We start from the raw sequence: 19,380 nt of genomic DNA on the forward strand, positions 1-19,380 counted from the left end.
CCGAACTCATACGGTGTCAGATCCCGGCACCCGCGCCGCCTCCGACCCGACGTGGCGCATTCGCCGGATGATTGCGTACTTGTGGACCTCCGTGGGCCCGTCGTAGAGCCGGAATCCACGAATATCCCGGAAGATCATCGCGATCGGTGTTTCGTCGGTGACGCCGATTCCACCCATGACCTGGATGCAACGGTCCACGACCTTGAACAGCTCCTCCGACACGAAGGCCTTGCTGATCGAACTCTCGTGTCGCCCCTTGTGCCCCTGGTCGAGAACCCAGGCCGTGTACCAGATCGCCAAACGGCACTGCGTAAGCGCGATTTCGTTGTCCGCCAACAGGAATCCGACACCCTGGTGGTCGACGATCGGGGCGCCGAACGCCGTTCGGGTCTTCGCATGCTCCAGGGCGATGTGCTGGGCACGTGAGGCGGCACCCAACCAGCGCATGGCATGGGTCAGACGCGCCGGGGCCAAGCGCATCTGCGCGTACCGCATCGCCTCGCCGACTTCGCCGAGCACGTTCGCCGCGGGTACCCGCAGGTCGTCGAAGACGACCACGCCGTGTCCTTCGACGTAGTTGCGGTCCATGGAGTTCATCACCCGCTCGATGACGATGCCTGCAGAGCCGGGGTCGTCGCCCTTGGCCAGGAACAACGTTGGTCCGGAACGGCTTTCGTCGCCTACCACGTTCGCCATGACAATCCACGTGCCTGCCCCGTTGGCGCCCGTGATGAGCCACTTCCGGCCGCTGATGACATATGAATCCCCGTCGCGTCGCGCCTCGGTGAGAAGTTGCGACGGGTCCGAGCCGGCCCCGCCGGGCTCGGTCATCGCGAACACCGATCGGACCGCGCCGTCGAGTACGGGTTTCAGGAAGACGTCGGCCTGCTCGTCGGTCGTCAGTTTGCCGAGCAGGAACATGTTGCCCTCGTCCGGCGCGGCGCAGTTCATCGCGACGGGTCCGAGCGTGGACCACCCGGCCGCCTCGTAGATCACCGACTGCTCGATGTGAGAGATGCCTCTACCCCCGAATCGCGGCGACGCCTGCGGGGTCAGCAGCCCTTCTTTGCGGGCCAACTCGATGAGCTCCTGCCGCAAGTCGTCGTTGGGGCCGTGCTGAGTGAGGCGCGGATCGCGCTCGTAGGGGACGATCGTGTCGATGACGAATCTGCGGACTCGCTCGCCGAGTGCGGTCAGTTCCGGGGGTACGGAGAAATCGATCACGGAGCCGTCCTCTTCCTCTGGATAGTGGGTGCTGGAAAATCAAATGTCTTCTGTCGAAAGGGAATCCGCGGTCACCGTTAAGACCGACGTCGCAACGCGGTTGAAGGCGGCGTACTTCGGACCGACGAGCGCCCCGCTTTGATGCAGAACGAACAACTGCTGCCAGGCGATCGCGAGCCGGAGCCGGCCCAATGCCAGGTAGAAACCCACCGGCACCGGTTTGCGTCCTGCCGCGGCGAAGTACTTCGCCGCAAGCGCTTTTCGGTCCGGGAAACCCGGCTCCAATGACGGAGCCAAGCCGAGGTCGCGAATGACGTCCGCGTCGTCTGCTTGCGCCCAGTACGACAGGGTGACGCCGAGATCGAAGAGAGGGTCGCCCAGCGTCGACATGTCCCAATCGATCACAGCGGCAGCCGCGCCCGTCGCATCGAAGATCACGTTGTCGAACTTGAAATCGGAGTGCAGCACAGTGGGTTTGATCGACGGTTCCGGTGCAGCGGTGCCCAGCCAGGTGACGATGTGATCGGCCGTCGCCGGCGGTGACCCGCCGAACGCGTTGTGTGCCCGCCGGTTCCAGCCGGCGATCTGTCGCGCGATGAATCCGCCGGGCCGGCCGAGCTCGCCGAGGTCGGGATGGGTCTCGAGGTCGATCGAGTGCAGCTCTGCGAGGGCGGTCACGAACTCGTCGGCAAGCCGGCCGTTGGGAACGCCGGCAAGTTGCTCGGGGACGGTGTCGGACACCACTGCGCCGGGCCGGTATTCGATCAGCTGAAAGGGGCTGCCCAATACTGAGGCGTCGTCACAGAAGGCAATTGCTCGGGGCGCGCGGCGGTAATACGCGTGCAGTCGACTCAGTACCCGGAATTCGCGCGCCATGTCACTGGCGCCCTCGGCCAGTTGCCCACCCGGTGGCCGCCGTAACACCACGGGTCGTCCGTCGACCGAGATGAGGTAATTCAGATTGGCCAGACCGTTTGCGAACTGGCGGGGCTCATCGGCGTCGAGCACCATCCCGCGGCCACCCAGCCAGACGCTCAACGCTCGCCAGTTCTGGGGTGAGCAGTCGGCGCGGAAGTTCTGCTCCTTAAAGCGCGGCACCGGCGACACTCTGATCCTGGCGTACGGTCATCGGGCTCCTTCGAGGCAGGTCACGTCATAGGGACACTACGTACGACGCCGATCGGGCTGACACGCCGCCCGAGGCGTTCAGCGCTCGCCGAGGCGAGACGCTCAGCCAGTTCGACGAAGTTTGGGTGTCGGTGACAGTGGCCCGCCTGTTGGGCCAACCGCACCCGCGAAGACGACGGTGATCAGCGACGCCGAGTCGGTATCCCCAAAGCCTTTGCCTCCCAATGCTTCCCCTGGCGCGGCGATGGCGGCGCTGTCGTCGCCCCGAGGACCTTGGAGCGCACCATGCTCATGCGTCGCCTGAATGTGGTCCCCCAACCGACCGCGAAGGGATACCCTTCCGCTATGACCCGCGTCGCGATCGTGGGTGGGGGCGCTGCGGGGGTGCTCGCCGCGGTACATCTGCGCCGGAAAAAACCAGAAGCGCAGATCACGCTGATCGACGCGTCCGGCCGTCCCGGCACCGGCGCAGCCTATGGCACCAGCGACCCGACCCACTTGCTGAATGTTCCCGCGCATCGCATGTCGGCCTGGCCGGAGGATCCCGACCACTTCTGCCGTTGGCTGGACGAGCGAGCTGTCACGCCGGCGGAGAGCTTCGCGCCGCGTCTTGCGTACGGCCGCTACCTGCGGGATCAACTGGCGGGCGCCGATGTCCGGATCGAGACTGCCGAGGTGGTCGGATTGGTACCCGGCCAGTCAGCACAGGTGAAGCTGAAGGATGGACGTTCGGTATCGGCGGACGCCGTAGTGCTCGCGTCCGGTCGCCCCGAAGGTGGCCTGCCCGATTCGTTGGAACGCGCCTTCGCCCCGGTGCTGGCCACCGGCACTGACGGCATCGTTGTGGTGGATCCCTGGGCGCCCAGCGCGCTCGCGGCTCTTGGTTCGCGTCGGCCGCAGAACGTCTTGGTAATTGGTTCCGGACTCTCGGGCATCGACGTTGCGCTGCATCTGGTCGCTCGCGGCGCCAAGGTCACAATGCTGTCCCGCCATGGCGCGCTCCCGCATCGATTCCGCGACGTAGGCCCGCCGACAGAGGTGCCTCACCTCGATGCGCTCGGTGACGCGAACACTCTGGAGCAGGTGCGCGCGGCCCTCGGTGCGGATCTCGCACACGCTCGCGGAGCCGGATTGAACTGGCGACAGGTGATCGACGGAGTGCGGCCGCGCACGGCTCGGCTGTGGCGCTCGCTGGGTTGGGAGGACCAACGCCGCTTCCTGCGCGAGGACTTGCGGCATTGGGAGGTCCTGCGCCACCGCATGCCGCCTACAACCGCCGGCGCGATCGAATCCGCGACCAGCAGTGGCCAATTGATCATCGAAGCGGGCGAAGTGGCTGATGTATCGCTGCGCGGAAGTGGCGTCGAACTGGTCGTCACGACAAGCGAAGGATCAGTTCGTCGACGCGGTGACGCGGTGGTGGTCGCAACCGGGACTGCGTGGGATCGGCGATCGCTGCAACGCTCGGCCCTGTGGGGCAACCTGCTGGCTTCGGGTGTCGCTTCGATGCACCCGTGCGGACTCGGCGTTCGCCTGGATACGCACGGCCACCTCATCGACGAGGCCGGCGCCACGGTCCGAGGCGTCGTGTGCATCGGGGCGATCCGCCAGGGTGAGGAGTGGGAGACCACCGCAATCCCCGAGATCCGCGCCCAAGCAGCCGGCGTAGCGCAACTGCTCGCCGACGATACGCCCGACCATCCGATAAGGGCCCCCCGCCAAATCCCGACCACCCCGAAAGTGACCGGTGCCGATGCCTTTTACGCCGAGGGTGTGCGTCGCTTGCTGGCCGTCCAGGACGGTGCATCGGTAGCTTTCGCCGCCGCGATCGCGGAGAATCCGCGGCACCCGCGTGCACACGTCGCGCTGGCGATGATCGCGACGGAACGTCCCGACCGGGCAGGCGGTCCCGACGCTGTCAACGGCCATCTGGCCCGAGCGCGGGCGGCGCTGGCACATGGCAGCGACGAGGACCGCAGCCACGTGGAAGCGATTGCCACGTGGTGCGAGAAGGGAAACGCCGCAGGCACCGAAGCACTCATCGACCATCTCGGCCGCGTGCCGGATGACGCGGTCGCATTGCTGGTGCTCGCACCGTCGATTGCGTTCGCAGGGGCTGGCGATGCCTTGCCGGACGCGTGGCAGTACGTCGAGCGGTTCACCGGTGTGCACGGCGAGGCGCCGTGGTATCTGGGGTTACGCGCGTTCGGGCGAACCGAACAGGGCCTCTGGTACGACGCAGCCGATCTCGCTGATGCCGCGCTCGACCTCGATCCAGGCAACGGCAACGCCGCGCACGCGCTGTCCCACGTGCACTACGAGACCGACGCGCACGGAGCCGGATTGAAGTGGCTGACGGAATGGATCGCCGGGTCGGGCAGCACGCAGCGTTACCTCCCGCACTTCCAGTGGCACGCCGCGCTGCACGAACTGGCAATGGGCAACGCCGCTGCGGCGGCGCGTCGGTATGCATCGTCTCTCGCGCCGCCCCACTCCCGCGACGTGCGCTGTCTGGTTGATGCCGGTTCCCTTGCCTGGCGGGCGCGGATGCACCCGGACTGGGTGACTCCGCCGGATCCGATGCCGGTACTGGCAGAGGTCGGATCCCTTGCCTATGCGCCGAAAACACCGTTCATCGCGTTTCACGCGCTGCTTCTTTTGGCTGCGGCGAATGACCCGGCCGCGATCCGCGCGATCAGTGTCCCCGGCGCGACCGAGGAACAGGCGACGACGTTGCGCCTGATCGGTGAAGGCCTGATTGCGTTGACGGGGGGTGAGCTGCGCTCCGCGCTTGACCATCTCCTCGAATCGCTCCCGGGGCTCCCCTCGATCGGCGGCAGCCGTGTGCAACAGGAAGTGGTCCTCGAAACGGCTCTGGCCGCGATGCTCCAGCTCGGCGCACCGGGTCAGGCAGCGCGCCTGTTGTCGCGGCACCGCGCCGCGCCCGGTCCGCAGGTAACCCGCGGCGCCGTGAACTGAGCCTCGCGGGCATCGGCCAGAACGATCTGCGAGTGCTGACCGTCGGCCCTGGCTCGAATATTTCGCCGGGATCGGCCACGGATCACGAACTGCGGACTACGAACTTTCAAGGGTTCGGCTCGCAGTCCGGGCCGCGAGGCTGATCTGGACCGGAAACGCATCCGGGAACGGTCCAAAGGAGAAGAACATGAGCCTGGACAACATTTCGAACCTTGCTAGGCCAGGACTCGACGAGTTGGTTCCGTCGCGCTACGCGGTGCAGGTCGGCGACATCGAGGTGTTGGTAATCAGCGACGGGGTGCTACCGATACCAACCGCGACGATGGCCACCAACGCCGACGCCACCGACCTGGCGAGCTGGCTGGACGACATGTTCTTGCCGTCGGACCTGCTCGAGTGGCCGCTGAACGTGGTCGTGGTACGAAGCGGCGACCGGACCATCCTCGTCGACGCTGGGCTGGGAGCGGAATTCCCGGACTTCCCGCGAGCCGGGCAAACCGTTCACCGACTGGAGGCCGCGGGTGTCGATCCAGCATCCGTGACTGACGTGGTGCTAACCCACTTGCACATGGACCACATCGGAGGGCTGCTCACCGACGGACTAAAGGCCCGGCTACGGCCGGACCTGCGAATCCACCTCGCGACCGCCGAGGCCGAGTTCTGGACGGCGCCCGATTTCTCCCGCACCGCCATGCCGGCGGGGATGCCGGAGGCACTTCGATCGGCGGCCTCGCGGTTCTTGGACGAATACCGCAGCCACCTGCAGCCGTTCGAGACCGAGTACGAGGTGGCACCGGGAGTAGTCGTCTGCCGCACCGGCGGTCACACCCCCGGGCACAGCGTGGTCCGTCTGGCGTCCGGCGACGACCGACTGACGTTCGCCGGTGACGCCGTGTTCCAGGTCGGGTTCGACCAACCAGAGTGGCAGAACGGCTTCGAACACGACCCCGAGGAGGCGGCGCGCGTTCGGATTCGTCTCTTGCAGGAGATAGCGGCGACCGGCGAGTCTCTGGTTGCCACTCACCTGCCATTCCCGTCCGTCTGCCGGGTGGCCGCCGTCGGCAACGCTTTTCGCTGCGTACCGGCTGTCTGGGTGTACTGACCCCGGGTCGAACAACTGCGCGAAAATGCTCACCGCGCGCATCAGCAAGGAAGGGTCACCATGAGAATCGTCGTAATCGGGGGAACCGGCCTGATCGGGTCAAAAGTCGTGCAGGCCTTGGCTGAACGCGGTCATGATGCCGTCGCTGCAGCTCCATCGACTGGTGTGAACGCCGTGACCGGCGAGGGCTTGTCCGATGCGCTGACCGGCGCATCGGTGGTCGCCGACGTATCGAACTCGCCGTCGTTCGAGGACGCCGCAGCGATGGAATTCTTCAATAGTGCGACAACGAACTTGCTGGCGGCCGAGGCCCAAGCCGGTGTTAGGCATCATGTTGCGCTGTCCGTGGTGGGCACCGATTGTCTTGCGCCGCAGAACGGTTACTTCCAAGCCAAGCAGGCGCAGGAAGATCTCATCACTGCGGGGCCGATTCCTTACTCGATCGTGCACGCAACGCAGTTCTATGAGTTTCTCAACTTCATTGCCGACTCCGCTACCGAGGGGAACACGGTGCGGCTGCCGTCGGCCTTTATTCAGCCAATGGCCGCGGCCGACGTCGCCGAAGCGGTTGCCATCGCAGCGGTCAGTGCGCCGATGAACGGCATCAGCGAAGTGGGCGGGCCCCAGGCGTATCGCATGCCCGATCTCATTCGGACGGTATTGACCGCCCACGGAGATGCTCGCGAAGTCCTCGCCGATCCCGCCGCGCGGTATTGGTACGCCGAAATCCAAGAGCGCACGCTTGTTCCCGATGACGGCGCGAATCTGTTCGAAACCAGGTTGGAGGACTGGATTCTCGAAACGGCCGCGAAAGGATAGCCGAAGCGATGTCGACAATGGACGTTTACGAGGCGGTCACGAGCCGACGAGCGGTGCGCGGGTTCACCGATCAGCCCGTCCCAACAGAGGTGCTGGAGCGTGTTCTTTCCGCCGCGGCTTGGTCCCCGTCGGGATCGAACCTCCAACCGTGGCACATCTACGTTCTGACCGGTGCTCCGCTGATGCAGCTCAAAATGCTTGCAGTGCATCGCGTGGGGGCGGGCGACCCCTGGGACGAGCGCGAGTTCGAAATGTACCCAACGGATTTGAAGCCGCCCTATCGTGATCGCCGGGCCGCCTTCGCCAAACAACGCTACGGTGCACTCGGCATTGCACGCGAGGACTTGGAGGCTCGTCAGCGCGCCGCGATCGCGAACTGGGACTGTTTCGGCGCACCCGCCGCCCTATTCTGTTACATCGATCGCGATATGGGCCTTCCCCAATGGGCAGACCTCGGTATGTACCTGCAAACCGTGATGCTGCTGCTGCGCGCCGAGGGCTTGCACAGCTGCCCGCAGATGGCGTGGTCCCAAACTCGCAAATCCGTTGCCGAGGTGGTGTCACCCCCCGACGGGCGCATCCTCTTCTGTGGCATGTCCATCGGGTATGAGGACCCGACAATCGGTTACGCGCGTACCGGACGTGCGCCGCTCGACGAGACCGTCACGTTCATTCAGGGTTAGCGCTGCGTCGACGGTTGCCGGCTGCACCCCTCGACCGCAGCCGGAGCGCTCGCTAGCATCAGGTTCGGACCAGCCGCCATTCGCCAACAGCAAACCGGGTGGGGGCCACTGGGACCGGACGCAATGGTGACTATGTCGAGCCAGGGGCGGGAACAACGTCTGAGCGGCCGCGCCGCCGAATGCGGGACGCTGCGCGGCATGGTCGCGACGGTCCAGTCAGGAAGCCATCAAGTTTTGGTTCTTCGCGGCGAAGCGGGGGTCGGCAAGACCGCCTTGCTGAGGTACGTGTCAGCGCTCGCGTCGAGGTTCCGCTGTGTCCAGGTGGCAGGTGTGGAGTCGGACATGGAGCTCGCATTCGCCGGCCTGCAGCAGCTGTGCGCGCCGCTGATGGATCGATTCGATGAATTGCCCCAGCCGCAGCGCGAGGCGCTGAACGTAGCCTTTGGCCGCGGTGTCGGACCGGCGCCCGACCGTTTCCTGGTCGGATTGGCCGTACTGAGCCTGATGGCCGCCGCCGCCGACGACCAACCCCTGCTGTGCATCATCGACGATGCACAGTGGCTCGACCAGGTGTCGGTGCAGACACTCGCCTTCGTCGCGCGGCGTCTCTTGGCCGAGCCCGTGGCGTTGGTCTTTGCCGTCCGCGATGGCGGCGCATCACCATTGGCCGGCTTGCCGGAACTCGCGCTCAGCGGCTTGTCTGACCGAGAGGCCCGCGATCTGCTGGACAGGGTCATGCCCGCGCGGATCGACGAGCGGGTGCGTGACCGCATCGTCGCCGAGACGAGGGGCATTCCGTTGGCATTGCTCGAGATGCCGCGAAACCTCTCTGCGGCAGAGCTTGCTGGCGGCTTCGGGAATCTGGCCGCGCACCGCTCGGCGGGACAGCTGGAGGAAAGCTTTGTGCATCGGATCAAGTCTCTTCCGGCCGACACTCAACGGTTGCTGTTGGTCGCGGCGGCCGAGCCAGTCGGCGACGCTGCGTTGTTCTTGCGTGCGGCAGCCACTTTGGGCATCACGGTCGACGCGTTAGCGCCGGCCGAAAGCGAAGGACTGATCGAATTCGGTCCGCGCATGCGCTTTCACCACCCGTTGATGCGCTCAGCCGCTTACCGCGCCGCGGACCTTTCTGACCGTAGAGCTGTACATCGCGCATTGGCCGACGCGACGGATCCGCAATCCGACCCCGACCGTCGGGCTTGGCACGCCGCGAACGGCGCGGCGGGACCCGATGATGCGGTTGCCACGGAACTGGAAACCTCAGCGGCCCGAGCGCAGAGCAGGGGCGGCATAGCCGCGGCAGCGGCATTCTTGGAGCGCGCAACCGCGCTGACATCGGATGCGGGCCGGCGCGGTTCCAGGGCCATCGCTGCCGCACAGGCCAAAGGCGATGCGGCGGCCGCCGAGGCCGCATACGAACTCCTTGCGATCGCCGAACTAGGCCCGCTGTCCGACCTTCAGCGCGCCCAAGTGGCTCGATTGCGTGCCCAGATGGACTTTGCCCGCAGCCGCGGAGGTGGTGGCGGTGCGCCCCGACTTGCCGAGCCCGCAGCGCAACTGCTCGACGCCGCCCGAAGTCTGGAAACCTTCGACGACGAACTGGCCCGGGAGACCTATTTCGAGGCGCTCGCCGCAGCCATGTATGCCGGGCGACTCGGTGGACTCGACGCGCTGGCGAAGGCCGCCGAGACGGCGCGCGCTGCGGTTGACCGGGCACCGAAACTGCATCAACCGATGAACCTGCTGTTGAGCGGCGTGACCAACCGAATCATGAGCGGCGTCAACGACGGCGGCGCCGTGCTGCGTACAGCGATGGAGCTCATCTGCACCCAAACGGGGCAAAACGACAGCCAGGCGCTGCGCTGGATGTCGTTGGCCTTCCCAGTCGTGCAGGAGTCCTTCGCGGCCGAACTGTGGGACGACGCGATCTACCGTCAATTGGCTACCGACATCGTCGGGCAAGCGCGTCAGGCCGGTGCCCTGGCTATCCTTCCGCGGGCGCTCGCATACCGGGCGAGGGCCCACGTATTGGCGGGCGAATTCGCCGCTGCAGCAACGCTTATCGACGAGGCGGCCTCGATCACCGCATCGACCGGCTACACGCCGTTCAAATACGACGCATTGCTACTGACTGCCTGGCAGGGGATATCAGATGCGGTTGGTTTGATCGAGGCAGCCTCCGCTGAGGGAATCGCCAGGGGCGAAGGCCGGCTGCTCGGCTTGGCTGGGTATGCCGCGGTTCTGCTCTACAACGGGCTCGGCCGCTACGGAGGCATTCGCCGCCGGTCGCCAGGCGTGTGAATACGAAGACCTCGGCTTCTACGGATGGTGCTTGATCGAACTGATCGAAGCCGCGGCACACACTGGCGAACGAGAGACGGCCGCCGCGGCCGTAAGTCAGCTCGCAGCTCGCGCTGGCGCCAGCGAAACCGACTGGGGTCTAGGTGTTTTGGCGAGCGCGCGAGCCCTGATAGCCGACGATCAGAACGCCGAGGGGCTCTTCGCCGAAGCCATCGAACGCTTGGAGCGCACCAGCATCGTCGTACAGTTGGCTCGCACCCATCTGCGCTACGGGGAGTGGCTGCGCCGGGTGAACCGGCGGCTCGATGCACGTCGACACCTCACCGAGGCCCATTCGATGTTTACCCGAATGGGCGCGAACGCCTTCGCGGAGCGGACTCGCCGGGAACTTGTCGCCATCGGTGAGAAAGTGCGCAAGCAACCCCTCCGCTCCGGAGATGAGCTGACGGCGCAGGAAGCGCAGATCGCACGATTGGGCGCGGAGGGGCTGACGAATCAGGAGATCGGCGCGCAGTTGTTCATCAGCACGCACACCGTCGAATGGCATCTCAGGAAGGTGTTCGTCAAGCTGGGGATTACGTCGCGTAGGCAGCTCCGGACCGTGTCGTGGGCCAGCTAGGGTCGACGAAACGCCTCGACGATCGCCTCCTGGCTCTGTGCGTTCAGGCGCGGGCGCCGGTCCAGCGCGGCCGCGGGAAGGTGCGGGTCGGCCACGCCGGGCGAGCTCGGAAATGCGTGTGGCGGCGCTGACCTGCATAACCACTGGTGGGCGCGGACGGTATCGAACCGCCGACCGCTGGTGTGTAAAGGCGTTTCTGTGTGCTGGTAGATACGCCTACCCGGTATGTGAGCAGGCATAGCACATCACGGTAGTTCACGCGAGTTATCTGTAACTGTGGGCAAAGTGTGGGCACGGCGTGGGCACGGTGACGAGGCCGGGAATCAGCACAGCACTCATTGGGCGGCAACAACGATGATCACTCACGACGACAACGCGATCACCTGGCGCGACGTCGCCCGGCCAGTGTGCAAGGCCGGTGACGGCACCGTCCGCTGGTCACTGTTCGTGCTGGCCGACGACCTGGAGCGGCTCAGTCGGACCGCGTGAAACCGCGCCGTATACGCGTAGGCGCGCCCCTATCTAGGTGTTCGGCCCGCCCGCACTCTCCGGGGGCGAGCTGGCTTGGTTCTCAGCAGACTCATCCGCAAGCACTTCTGTCGACTCGGTGGACGACTCGGCCGGCGGCGGGTACTCGAACCGTCCGCGGGCCTGGATGAGCAGCGCCCTAGCTGTGTCGGCGTCGATGCGACCCTCTGCGTGGTCGCGCGCGATGTGGAACAACGACCTGGTGTCGATTACTAGGCCATCGTTCTCGGCGAACGCCTCGACGTCCTCATCCTGCCCCCAAAGCAGCTGCCTGCGCGTGCTCGGGTCGCGTTCACGAAATTGGTTCACGATGTACCACTGCGCGTCCGGAAACCGGCCGACCTCCTGCTGATATGCCTGGGTGAATCGCGACAACTTCAGCAGGTCGGTAGTGCTCCCCCCGCCGGTATAGCCCTTGACTTCACCGATGGCAGTCCAGCCGCCGTCCCTTATGCGGAGGTCTTCCATTTTCTGTCGAGCGCCGCGAGCGTCTCGGTCCTCGACGTCGAAGCCTAACTGCCGCAAGCTATTCGCGACCGCTTGGACAAGTTGATGGTCTGAAGCGGTCAGGATGAGGCGCTCGTTAGCGTCCGCATTACGACGACGCTCCTGAAGCTCTGCCTCAACCTTCGCCACCTGGCGGCTGAGCCGCTCCGTCGTCTCGTCAAGTTCTCGCTGCGCGCTCTCAACCTCGCGAGCCGCGTCGCGCTCAGCTCCAGTAATCCACTCCTCGCGATGCGACCATTCGGGGCCAGCTGGGAACGCCAGCGGCTCCTTCGTGGCCCAGCGTTCGAGAGCAAGGGCGATCCATCGTCGAGTTAGTTCGACCCCCTCGGGCAAGTAAATGACTTCTTTCGGGCCACGGCTCTCATGAAAAATCGCTGCGTAAACGTGCCCGTCCGCGTCGGTGATCAACGGGATGAAATACTCGATTTGCTGCTCGTTCGGCGGTCTTTCCAGGACTTGGCGCGGAAGGGGCTGAGCGCTAATGGTTTTGACGACTTGTTTTAGGTCACTGCGGAACTCTGCCGGCCCCTCACCCGTCAAGAGCACTTCCTCACCGAGCGTGCCGCGTGTACTGATGCCGTATGGAAAAGTCACCCAATTCCAGGCCGGCTTACCGCCGATTTGGAGTACATAATGATGCGCTTGCCAGCCGCTTGGTGAACCAATCGAAATGATGGCGTCCCAACTTTCACCGCGGAACCCCTGCAAACCGTTCGTCATCACGCCCACTGTCGGGATCAATCCCTCAGTCACGGTCGCGTCCTCGACGTGGCTGAGCAGCACGCGTGGACGTGGTCTCTCGTTGTAGACCACTTCGTTTGGTGACATCGGGCCAGCCTACCGAGCGCCGCTGACGCGCCTACTGCTCCCATCAGCCGTTTGGACGGGTTATCTTCGTCGTCGCCAGGGCGTCAGGTTCGCGCGGCGCAGCTTCGCGCGTTCGTCCTGCGGCCCAACATCATCGACCGAATCAACGGTCTGCGTTGCCGCCGGCAACGGCTCAAGGTCCACGCCGAGCCCGTACACCCGTGCTTGCTGCGCCAGGATCTTCCGGCACACCTCCGCGAACCGGTGATCACCCTCGGTCGGCGGCTGTGGTCGGAGCTAGCGATGGTTACCCCCTACCCGTTGGACGCAATCAGTTGCTCGGCCACGTGTGGCAGTTCATCGTCTTCAGGCATGTAGAAATCGATGTCGCTGTACTGGCCGCCGAAGCGCTCGCCGAAGTCTTCGATCGTGACGCCACCTTCTAGACGCGGTCGAATGCCGGCAGTCTCAAGTTTCTTTACCCAAAGCAACTCGGGGGCATCGGCCGTCCACGTGGTGCCAATCCAACCGACCTGTTGCTCAAGGACGTAGACGGCGACCGCGTGCGGATTGGCCTCATTGGGTTGGTGACGGAGCGTCACCTTGACCGGACCTGGACGAAGCCGCGCGACGGCGTCCTCGTAGGGGCTAGTGCCGGCAACGCGGCGGCGGCGAATGCCTTCGACGTCGACTACGCGGAACTGTGCTGAGTCGGTCATGGGTGCACAGGATAGGCGTGGAGGGTGACGGCGGGCGTCGGGTGCTGTCGAACCGAAAGGCGTCACTCGCCGACGCCACGCGCCGTCCGGTCTATGCGGCGGTGCCGACCTTGACCACGGCGGCCGGCTGATTTACCGAGACACCGAACCGGCCCTCAACGCGGCAGCGGACGAAGTTTTTTGTGAAGTCGTCGGCGATGTTCTCTGACCACGCCACGTCGACCGCGCCGTCGTGATCGATGGTCACTGCGCCCTTGCCGAGGACCAGGCCGGTCTTGGAGCCGAGGCCCTGGTTCAGCACTACGGGCACGCCCCATAGTCGGCGGGCCACCGGGTCGATCGGCACACCGCGGACATCAGTTGCGCCCGAAGTCACTTCGAGTAGTTCGATTGCCTCCCAATCGGCCGCGGACAGGGCAATGGCACCGGCTTCGTAGCCGTTGGCGTCCAGAGTCGTCAACGCCTTGCGGACGCTGGTGAGTGCGTTGGTGGCGAACGCTTGGACGACGACGCCGCTGGTGTTCAGGATGCCGGTGAAGTGCTCTCCGGTGCCGTCCCCCGAGATGACCTCGGCCTCGATTGCTTTCCGCAGACCCCAGAGAAGTTCGTCGGCGACGAAGCGCTCCAGGTCGGTGTTGTCGCTGAGCAGGTACCGCGGGATCTGCTCGGACAGGTGGGCCACGACGCGCAGCCGGTTGTCGACGCTGGTGACGCTGACGACCGAGGTCGGTTTCAGGCCACCGGCGGCCACAGGTGCGGCGTTGTTAGTGCGGGCGCTCTGGCGTAGAAACGAGTAGCTCGGCGGGACGATCCGCACTGGGAGTATGTCGAGCAACGAGGCTGCGGGGCGGCCAGTTTCGACGACGTTGGGCAGCAGCAGCGTGCTTGTGGTCTGCACGCCGGAGGCGAGCGCCTTCGTGCCGTTGTGCGGCATGGCCTTGACGACGCTCTGCGCGAGGGTCTTCGCGTGTCGGCCGGTCATCGCCAGATGCTGGTCGCCGCCGCTTGCTGACCCGCCACCAGATTCCTCCGTGTCCCTGGCCATGGCGTCGAGTTGGGCCAGCAACGCCGCGGACTTCGAGGCCTCCGCCATAGCCTTGGTGGCTGCCTCGGCGCCGTCGAGGTGCTTCTTGACCTGGTCGGCTTCCTCGGTGGTGAGGTCCCGGTCGAGTTCTTTGGCCAGCTCGCAGATTTCGCGGGCCTTGGTCAGGTGCTCATCACGTTCGGTGCTCCAGCGGTTGCCCTGCGCGGCCTTCACGCTTTCGCGTGCGCCGACTTTCATCAGGGCGCGGTCAAATTCGTTGGTCGGATCGGTGGGTTCGTAGAAGCTCACGGTGTTGTCCTTCGCGTGGAGTTGGGCGCGAGCGACTGTCTCGCGCAGAGATTCACGGGTGTCGCCCGACTTCGCGGCGGTGATAAGCGCGCGGTCGTTAGCGCCGCGGGTAACGACGGAGACCTCGACGAGGTCAAGGTCGCGGAGCTCGTTCGCGCCGTCGCTGCCCTTCGTCGCCGTCTTGATCTGGTAGCCGATGGACAGCGCACCGATCCGGCGCGCCTTCACCTGCCGGTACGCGGCCGCGCCTTCATCGGTGTCGAGGTCAAATCGGCCGAGGATCTTCAGCCCCTCGGCCGTCTCTGAGGCCTCGACGACCTCGCCGACAAAGGCGCGGGGATCTTCGGTGCGGTGCATCCACAGCAGCGGTACAGTCCGGCCGCTGGCAATGGACTTGGCGAACGCGCCGGGCATCACCCGGTCGCCCTGGTAGTCGATGTTGCCGAAGGTCGAGGCGAAGCCCTCGAAGGTGCCTTCCTCGAGGCCGGCTGTTTTGATGCCCTCGATGGGCACGGTTTTACGGTGCATGAAATGCCCTTTCGGACAACGGAAATGGAGGTCTCAACAACGGACACGGCTGCACTGCTAGCGATGTCCGTCGGATTGTTCGCGGCGCGGCTGGCGGGGTTCCCTCTGGGACGACCTGGCCGCCGCGGTGGCGACGCTCCGCCCTCATCATAACGGGTGGTCCCGCCAAATCCGAGCGTCCCAGTGGTCGGCCGCGTCAACGTCGACCTCGGCGTACTCGTCGGGCGTGAAAACGCCGTCCCCTCGGCGTATCGGCACGTTCACCGTTCGGCGCGGCTGCTCGTTGACCGGTTCAGGCGTCGTCATCGCGGTCCACTTCCCGCTTCATCGCCTCACGCTCCTCGAACCACATCGCATCAAGCGCCCAGCCGTCCAGCTCAACCTGCACACGGTCGCCGTACAGCTCGGTGGCGATCTGCGCGCACCGAACCGCCAACGCGATCGCCAGATCAAGCGCCGTACCGGCGGTTTTCGCGCGATGCAGGACGCCGGTGCTGCCATCACTGTCCCCGGCCTGCAACGCCGCGACCAGCTTGGCCGCCTCGCGCGTCGCCGCCATCAAACCTGGATCTGTCATCGGAAACCGGACCTTTCTTCGGTGTTTGCTGGCGCATGGCCAATGTTTGCTGGGCGTTGCCTGATATTTGCTGCGCCGAGGGGCGAATTTGCTGCGAAAGGGGCGACTTTGCTGCACGGTAAGGGGGTCCGAGCCTCTGACCAGCACAAACAAGCCCCTCGGCGCGGTAGCTTCGCATTTTTTCGCACGAAAATGCTGGTGGGGGGGTTGAATTAGGCGCCTGAGCTGCAGTTTCGCGAAAAAGTTCGGGGGGAGAGGCCGACGTACCGGCGCGGGTCGGCCGTTTGCGCTGGTTGGGGCGATTTTGACCCCTATACCGGCCGGTGTTTGCCGTGTTCCAAGCCGGTGTGTTTGCTGGGTGCGGTTCAATGTTTGCTGTGGCGGCGGTCATGCGGTGGCCTTGTTTGCTGGAATGGCGACGGGGTCGACCACCCGGCCGGCCACAACGCCGATTGGCCTGTGGTCCGCGGGCAGGGTGTCGAGCCATGCACGGCAGGCGTGTATGGCCGGGCAGCCGTGGCAGAGGTTGAGGGCGGCGGTGCGGGCCTGGCGTGTGTCGGCCGTTCGGGTGTCGCCGGTCGCGCGGTCGAACAGCTCTATGTGGCTGCGGCACGACGCACCTGGGAGGTGTGGCGCCGCAGCGGCCAGCGCTGCCAGGAACTCGGTCAACGACATCCGTGCCGGTGTGGCTGGGTTAGATTCAGCGGCGGGCGGGCGTGGCCGAGCTGTACCGGGTGGTCGGGCTTTGAGCGCGCGCTTGTAGCAGCCGCAACACAGCGAGCGGCAGTAGGTCGGCTTGCGGCAGCCCTCGACACTGCACGTCGCGGTCATTCCCATTCCTTCCTCTTCGACATCGTTCGTGTCACTTGACCCGCCCTATAAAGGGCGGGGTCAATCGTGATTGCCTAGCGCGTGATGGGCGTGATTGCTTGCGTGATAGTCCTGACCTGCGGTGATGCCTTCTGTCGTGATTGGTTTGCGATCGTCGTGATCACTCGGAGTGTCGAAAAGTGCGTGATTGCTGCTGACCTGCAGTTTTCCTGGCCTGCGTGATTGGTCGTGCGTAGCAAGGTCGGCCAAGAAGTAGGCGGTGGGGGCGCGGACCTCGCCGCCGCCGCGGTTGCCTTCAAGGCTGACGAGCACGTGCGTGGCGACGAGTTTGTCGAGCTTGCGACGGGCCTTCTCGATTTCGGCGCGGCCGGGGTTGGTCTTCTCGGTGGTGGCTTGTGCGGCGCCCTTGGCGGTGAGGCCGTTGACACCGCTTGCCTTGACGAGCTCGACGAGGTCGACGCCGTGCTCGATGGACAGTGAGCCATGCTCCTGGTCGTGCAGCAGGCGGTATGGCCCGAGCTCCTCGGCTGGCTGTTTGACGTGGCGGAATCCGATGATGGGGTCGCCGGGTTCGCCGTAGAGCAGGACCACTGAGCCGGCTCCTGTGGTGAGCCATGTGCTGCCGTAGATGTCTGTTACCGACGTGATGGGGCCGCCTGGGTTTGAGCCGCGTTTGACGACGTGGTGCAGCTCAAGCAGTTGGACGCCGGTGTTGAGGAGCACCTGCCGTGCGCGGTTGTAGGCCGCGCCGACTTGGTCGTCGGATAGCCCTATTGCCGCGTCTTTCAGGCTGTCGATGACCACGACTCTGGCGCCGAGTTCGCCGGCCATTCCGGTGAGCAGGGCGGGTTGCGCAGCGATGTCAGCCGGTGGCGGGCCGGGGCGCACGACGAGGCCGCCGAGTTCGCGGCGGTCGTCCTCGCTGAATTGTCGGCCGAGAGATCGTGCGATTTGTTGGGGTCGGTCCATGGCGAGGTAGAGGACGGGCTCTCCCTGGTACGCGACGGGTAGGCCGAGGACCCGCCCGTCTCCGCAGCCGAGGAGTGCTCTGACGAGCTGGCCCGCCAGTGTGGTTTTGCCGAGGCCTTGTCCGCCCGCAATCATGAGTGCTTCGCCTTCGGCCCAAAGGACTTGTGTGCCTTCGCCCCACACGGCGGGGATGGCCGGTGGCTGATCGAGGACGAAGCGTGCACCATCGACGTACCTGTCGGGCTTATCGATCGTGGTTAGTCCGTCATCGGGTGGCTCTAGCGGGCCGCCCTGGTCATCGGTCGGCCATTGCGGTTCGGGTATGGCGGCCAGGCGGCGCGCAGCGACGAGCCCGGGGTCAGTGCGGGTCATGCGACCGCGCCATTGGTGAGGCGGTGCAGAAGTTGGGCGAGTTCGCGATCGGTGCCCCCCCGTCGCCAAAGTGCTTGCAGCACTTCGATTTCAAGTAGAGGTACCCTGCCCGTTGCGAGGATGTGAAGGGCGGCGTCGCGGCCGCCATCGATCCTGCGGTCGGACAGCGGCGGTTCGGAGCAGCGGCACGGCCACGGGTCAAAGCATCTGCAGTCGAGTGGCGCGACGCGTCGCGCGGCATCGCGGCGGCGTCGAAGTTGTGAGCGGAGATCCTGCGATGCCGGCGTGTATTGGCAGCCTTGCCGTCGAAACTGCGATTTCGCCGACTGGTCGGTCTCGTCGCTAGACTCAGCCTTGCCTTTGCTGTTCTGAGGAGTCCCCCCGGTTTCCCGGCCGGGGGTTTCTCTTTCGGCGCTCATGCCGACACGACTCCTCGGGGGTCGTCGGTGCGCGTGACGGTGTTCGCGTCGAGGTATGCGTGGACGTCGGTCCAGCGGTAGAGGACTCGTCTGCCGTGCTTGATGAATCGCGGCCCTGTCCCGCGGTAACGGTCTTGGGCCAGCCGGGCCGCCGTGGTGTGCAACGCCTCGGCAACCTGCTGGGGCGTGGCCAGTGAGGGGAGCGGCTCAGCCTTAAGCTTCGTGATCTCGGATGATCCTGACATCGTTCGGTGCGCCTTTCCTTCGGGGTGAGCGAGTGATGAATTACCCGCTCAGTGGAACGTACGTTGAACGAGCGCGTGTTGCAAGAATCGCTTGCGCGTGTCTTGCGAAACTCGGTCACTGCGTGGGAACCTGTGCGCTGTGCAGATAATCACCGTGAACGGAAACGCAGTAGGGGACCGGCTGCCGCCACCCGCTGACGAGGTGGCCCCGACACTGCTCGGATACGCTGTGGCGGAGGTGAAGGCCGGCCCCGCCGACTCCGATCACCTCCCATACGACTTGGTTGCCACGGTGGAGGCGGACGGCACCGGAAAGCTGGTTGTCACGAAGCTGACCGCCGAGCAGGTCGATGGTGGACCACCGATCCAACGCGGCGAACTCGCCAAGATCTCCGTCGAGCCGTTCATCCGGTACGTCGCGAATAAGGTGGTTTGGCGCAGCGAAGGCAACCGGATCGGCATTCCAGGACCGCCGGAGGATTTCTGGAACCGGGTTGCGGAGAACGGACTCACTGACGCCGACCTTCACGACCTCGCACGCCTCTACAGATGGGTGCGCCTACAGGAGGGCAAACCGACCCTGCGGATCGCCGAGGCACTTGGGCTGTCGACTGCGACTGTGCGCCGCTGGGTCGCCAAGGCTGTCGAGGCAGGGTTCCTCACTCATGCCGAGCGAACGAAGTAACCGGG

17 protein-coding genes and 1 pseudogene are annotated in these 19,380 nt (G+C 65.4%); 7 read left to right on the forward strand and 11 right to left on the reverse strand.

The genetic code is table 11. The annotated features are described in order from the left end of the window. Positions 1 to 6 precede the first annotated feature (6 nt). Positions 7 to 1,224, reverse strand: coding sequence for an acyl-CoA dehydrogenase family protein (locus JX552_RS18675; RefSeq protein WP_205873454.1), 1,218 nt, complete (start codon positions 1,222 to 1,224; stop codon positions 7 to 9). Positions 1,225 to 1,263: 39 nt separating this feature from the next. Further along, the gene (locus JX552_RS18680) at positions 1,264 to 2,322 is read right to left on the reverse strand and encodes a phosphotransferase family protein (RefSeq protein WP_205873455.1); all 1,059 of its coding nucleotides are present in this window, start codon (positions 2,320 to 2,322) and stop codon (positions 1,264 to 1,266) included. Positions 2,323 to 2,697: 375 nt separating this feature from the next. Here JX552_RS18680 and JX552_RS18685 point away from each other — a divergent pair, with 375 nt between their 5' ends. The 6 genes and pseudogenes from JX552_RS18685 to JX552_RS18710 all read left to right on the forward strand — a co-directional run bounded on the left by JX552_RS18685 (position 2,698) and on the right by JX552_RS18710 (position 11,344). Next, complete coding sequence (locus JX552_RS18685; RefSeq protein ID WP_205873456.1) at positions 2,698 to 5,331, forward strand: FAD/NAD(P)-binding protein; 2,634 nt, start codon at positions 2,698 to 2,700, stop codon at positions 5,329 to 5,331. Positions 5,332 to 5,518: 187 nt separating this feature from the next. Further along, a complete protein-coding gene (locus tag JX552_RS18690) occupies positions 5,519 to 6,433 on the forward strand; it encodes an MBL fold metallo-hydrolase (protein WP_205873457.1) in 915 nt (304 codons plus the stop codon). A 60-nt stretch (positions 6,434 to 6,493) separates the two neighbouring features. Continuing rightward, positions 6,494 to 7,252: an SDR family oxidoreductase gene (locus JX552_RS18695; RefSeq protein ID WP_205873458.1), complete on the forward strand. Its 759-nt coding sequence runs from the start codon at positions 6,494 to 6,496 to the stop codon at positions 7,250 to 7,252. Between the two features lie 17 nt (positions 7,253 to 7,269). Further along, the gene (locus tag JX552_RS18700) at positions 7,270 to 7,935 is read left to right on the forward strand and encodes a nitroreductase (protein WP_205878538.1); all 666 of its coding nucleotides are present in this window, start codon (positions 7,270 to 7,272) and stop codon (positions 7,933 to 7,935) included. Positions 7,936 to 8,067: 132 nt separating this feature from the next. Then, positions 8,068 to 10,855, forward strand: a pseudogene (locus JX552_RS18705) (helix-turn-helix transcriptional regulator). A gap of 285 nt (positions 10,856 to 11,140) precedes the next feature. Beyond that, positions 11,141 to 11,344 carry a hypothetical protein gene (locus JX552_RS18710; RefSeq protein ID WP_205873459.1) on the forward strand — a complete coding sequence of 68 codons (204 nt, stop codon included), beginning with the start codon at positions 11,141 to 11,143 and terminating at the stop codon, positions 11,342 to 11,344. A 33-nt stretch (positions 11,345 to 11,377) separates the two neighbouring features. Here JX552_RS18710 and JX552_RS18715 read toward each other — a convergent pair whose 3' ends face one another. The 9 genes from JX552_RS18715 to JX552_RS18755 all read right to left on the reverse strand — a co-directional run bounded on the left by JX552_RS18715 (position 11,378) and on the right by JX552_RS18755 (position 18,690). Beyond that, complete coding sequence (locus JX552_RS18715) at positions 11,378 to 12,718, reverse strand: hypothetical protein (RefSeq protein ID WP_205873460.1); 1,341 nt, start codon at positions 12,716 to 12,718, stop codon at positions 11,378 to 11,380. A gap of 293 nt (positions 12,719 to 13,011) precedes the next feature. Further along, entirely contained in the window at positions 13,012 to 13,416 is a 405-nt protein-coding gene (locus JX552_RS18720) for a hypothetical protein (protein WP_205873461.1), read from the reverse strand. 91 nt (positions 13,417 to 13,507) lie between these two features. Next, a complete protein-coding gene (locus JX552_RS18725; RefSeq protein ID WP_205873462.1) occupies positions 13,508 to 15,277 on the reverse strand; it encodes an HK97 family phage prohead protease in 1,770 nt (589 codons plus the stop codon). A gap of 147 nt (positions 15,278 to 15,424) precedes the next feature. Next, positions 15,425 to 15,583 carry a hypothetical protein gene (locus JX552_RS18730; protein WP_205873463.1) on the reverse strand — a complete coding sequence of 53 codons (159 nt, stop codon included), beginning with the start codon at positions 15,581 to 15,583 and terminating at the stop codon, positions 15,425 to 15,427. Next, positions 15,570 to 15,836, reverse strand: coding sequence for a hypothetical protein (locus tag JX552_RS18735; protein WP_205873464.1), 267 nt, complete (start codon positions 15,834 to 15,836; stop codon positions 15,570 to 15,572). Before JX552_RS18735 ends, JX552_RS18730 begins: the two co-directional genes overlap by 14 nt. 405 nt (positions 15,837 to 16,241) lie before the next feature. Then, positions 16,242 to 16,529, reverse strand: a complete 288-nt coding sequence (locus tag JX552_RS18740; protein ID WP_205873465.1) for a hypothetical protein — start codon at positions 16,527 to 16,529, stop codon at positions 16,242 to 16,244. Between the two features lie 216 nt (positions 16,530 to 16,745). Then, positions 16,746 to 17,837 carry an AAA family ATPase gene (locus tag JX552_RS18745; RefSeq protein ID WP_205873466.1) on the reverse strand — a complete coding sequence of 364 codons (1,092 nt, stop codon included), beginning with the start codon at positions 17,835 to 17,837 and terminating at the stop codon, positions 16,746 to 16,748. Between the two features lie 185 nt (positions 17,838 to 18,022). After that, a complete protein-coding gene (locus tag JX552_RS18750) occupies positions 18,023 to 18,445 on the reverse strand; it encodes a hypothetical protein (RefSeq protein ID WP_205878773.1) in 423 nt (140 codons plus the stop codon). Then, positions 18,442 to 18,690, reverse strand: a complete 249-nt coding sequence (locus tag JX552_RS18755; RefSeq protein WP_205873467.1) for a DNA-binding protein — start codon at positions 18,688 to 18,690, stop codon at positions 18,442 to 18,444. Before JX552_RS18755 ends, JX552_RS18750 begins: the two co-directional genes overlap by 4 nt. 139 nt (positions 18,691 to 18,829) lie before the next feature. Between JX552_RS18755 and JX552_RS18760 the strand changes: the two genes are divergently transcribed. Continuing rightward, a complete protein-coding gene (locus tag JX552_RS18760; RefSeq protein ID WP_205873468.1) occupies positions 18,830 to 19,375 on the forward strand; it encodes a helix-turn-helix domain-containing protein in 546 nt (181 codons plus the stop codon). Positions 19,376 to 19,380: the final 5 nt, after the last annotated feature.

Origin of the sequence: Mycobacterium gordonae, from assembly GCF_017086405.1 — a bacterium.
Classification (GTDB): domain Bacteria; phylum Actinomycetota; class Actinomycetes; order Mycobacteriales; family Mycobacteriaceae; genus Mycobacterium; species Mycobacterium gordonae_D.

Coding starts and splice junctions, on each gene's coding strand:
- JX552_RS18685 (WP_205873456.1), top strand. CDS start 2,698: ATGACCCGCGTCGCGATCGTGGGTGGGGGCGCTGCGGGGGTGCTCGCC.
- JX552_RS18690 (WP_205873457.1), top strand. CDS start 5,519: ATGAGCCTGGACAACATTTCGAACCTTGCTAGGCCAGGACTCGACGAG.
- JX552_RS18695 (WP_205873458.1), top strand. CDS start 6,494: ATGAGAATCGTCGTAATCGGGGGAACCGGCCTGATCGGGTCAAAAGTC.
- JX552_RS18700 (WP_205878538.1), top strand. CDS start 7,270: ATGGACGTTTACGAGGCGGTCACGAGCCGACGAGCGGTGCGCGGGTTC.
- JX552_RS18715 (WP_205873460.1), bottom strand. CDS start 12,718: ATGTCACCAAACGAAGTGGTCTACAACGAGAGACCACGTCCACGCGTG.
- JX552_RS18720 (WP_205873461.1), bottom strand. CDS start 13,416: ATGACCGACTCAGCACAGTTCCGCGTAGTCGACGTCGAAGGCATTCGC.
- JX552_RS18725 (WP_205873462.1), bottom strand. CDS start 15,277: ATGCACCGTAAAACCGTGCCCATCGAGGGCATCAAAACAGCCGGCCTC.
- JX552_RS18730 (WP_205873463.1), bottom strand. CDS start 15,583: ATGACGACGCCTGAACCGGTCAACGAGCAGCCGCGCCGAACGGTGAAC.
- JX552_RS18735 (WP_205873464.1), bottom strand. CDS start 15,836: ATGGCGGCGACGCGCGAGGCGGCCAAGCTGGTCGCGGCGTTGCAGGCC.
- JX552_RS18740 (WP_205873465.1), bottom strand. CDS start 16,529: ATGTCGTTGACCGAGTTCCTGGCAGCGCTGGCCGCTGCGGCGCCACAC.
- JX552_RS18750 (WP_205878773.1), bottom strand. CDS start 18,445: ATGAGCGCCGAAAGAGAAACCCCCGGCCGGGAAACCGGGGGGACTCCT.
- JX552_RS18755 (WP_205873467.1), bottom strand. CDS start 18,690: ATGTCAGGATCATCCGAGATCACGAAGCTTAAGGCTGAGCCGCTCCCC.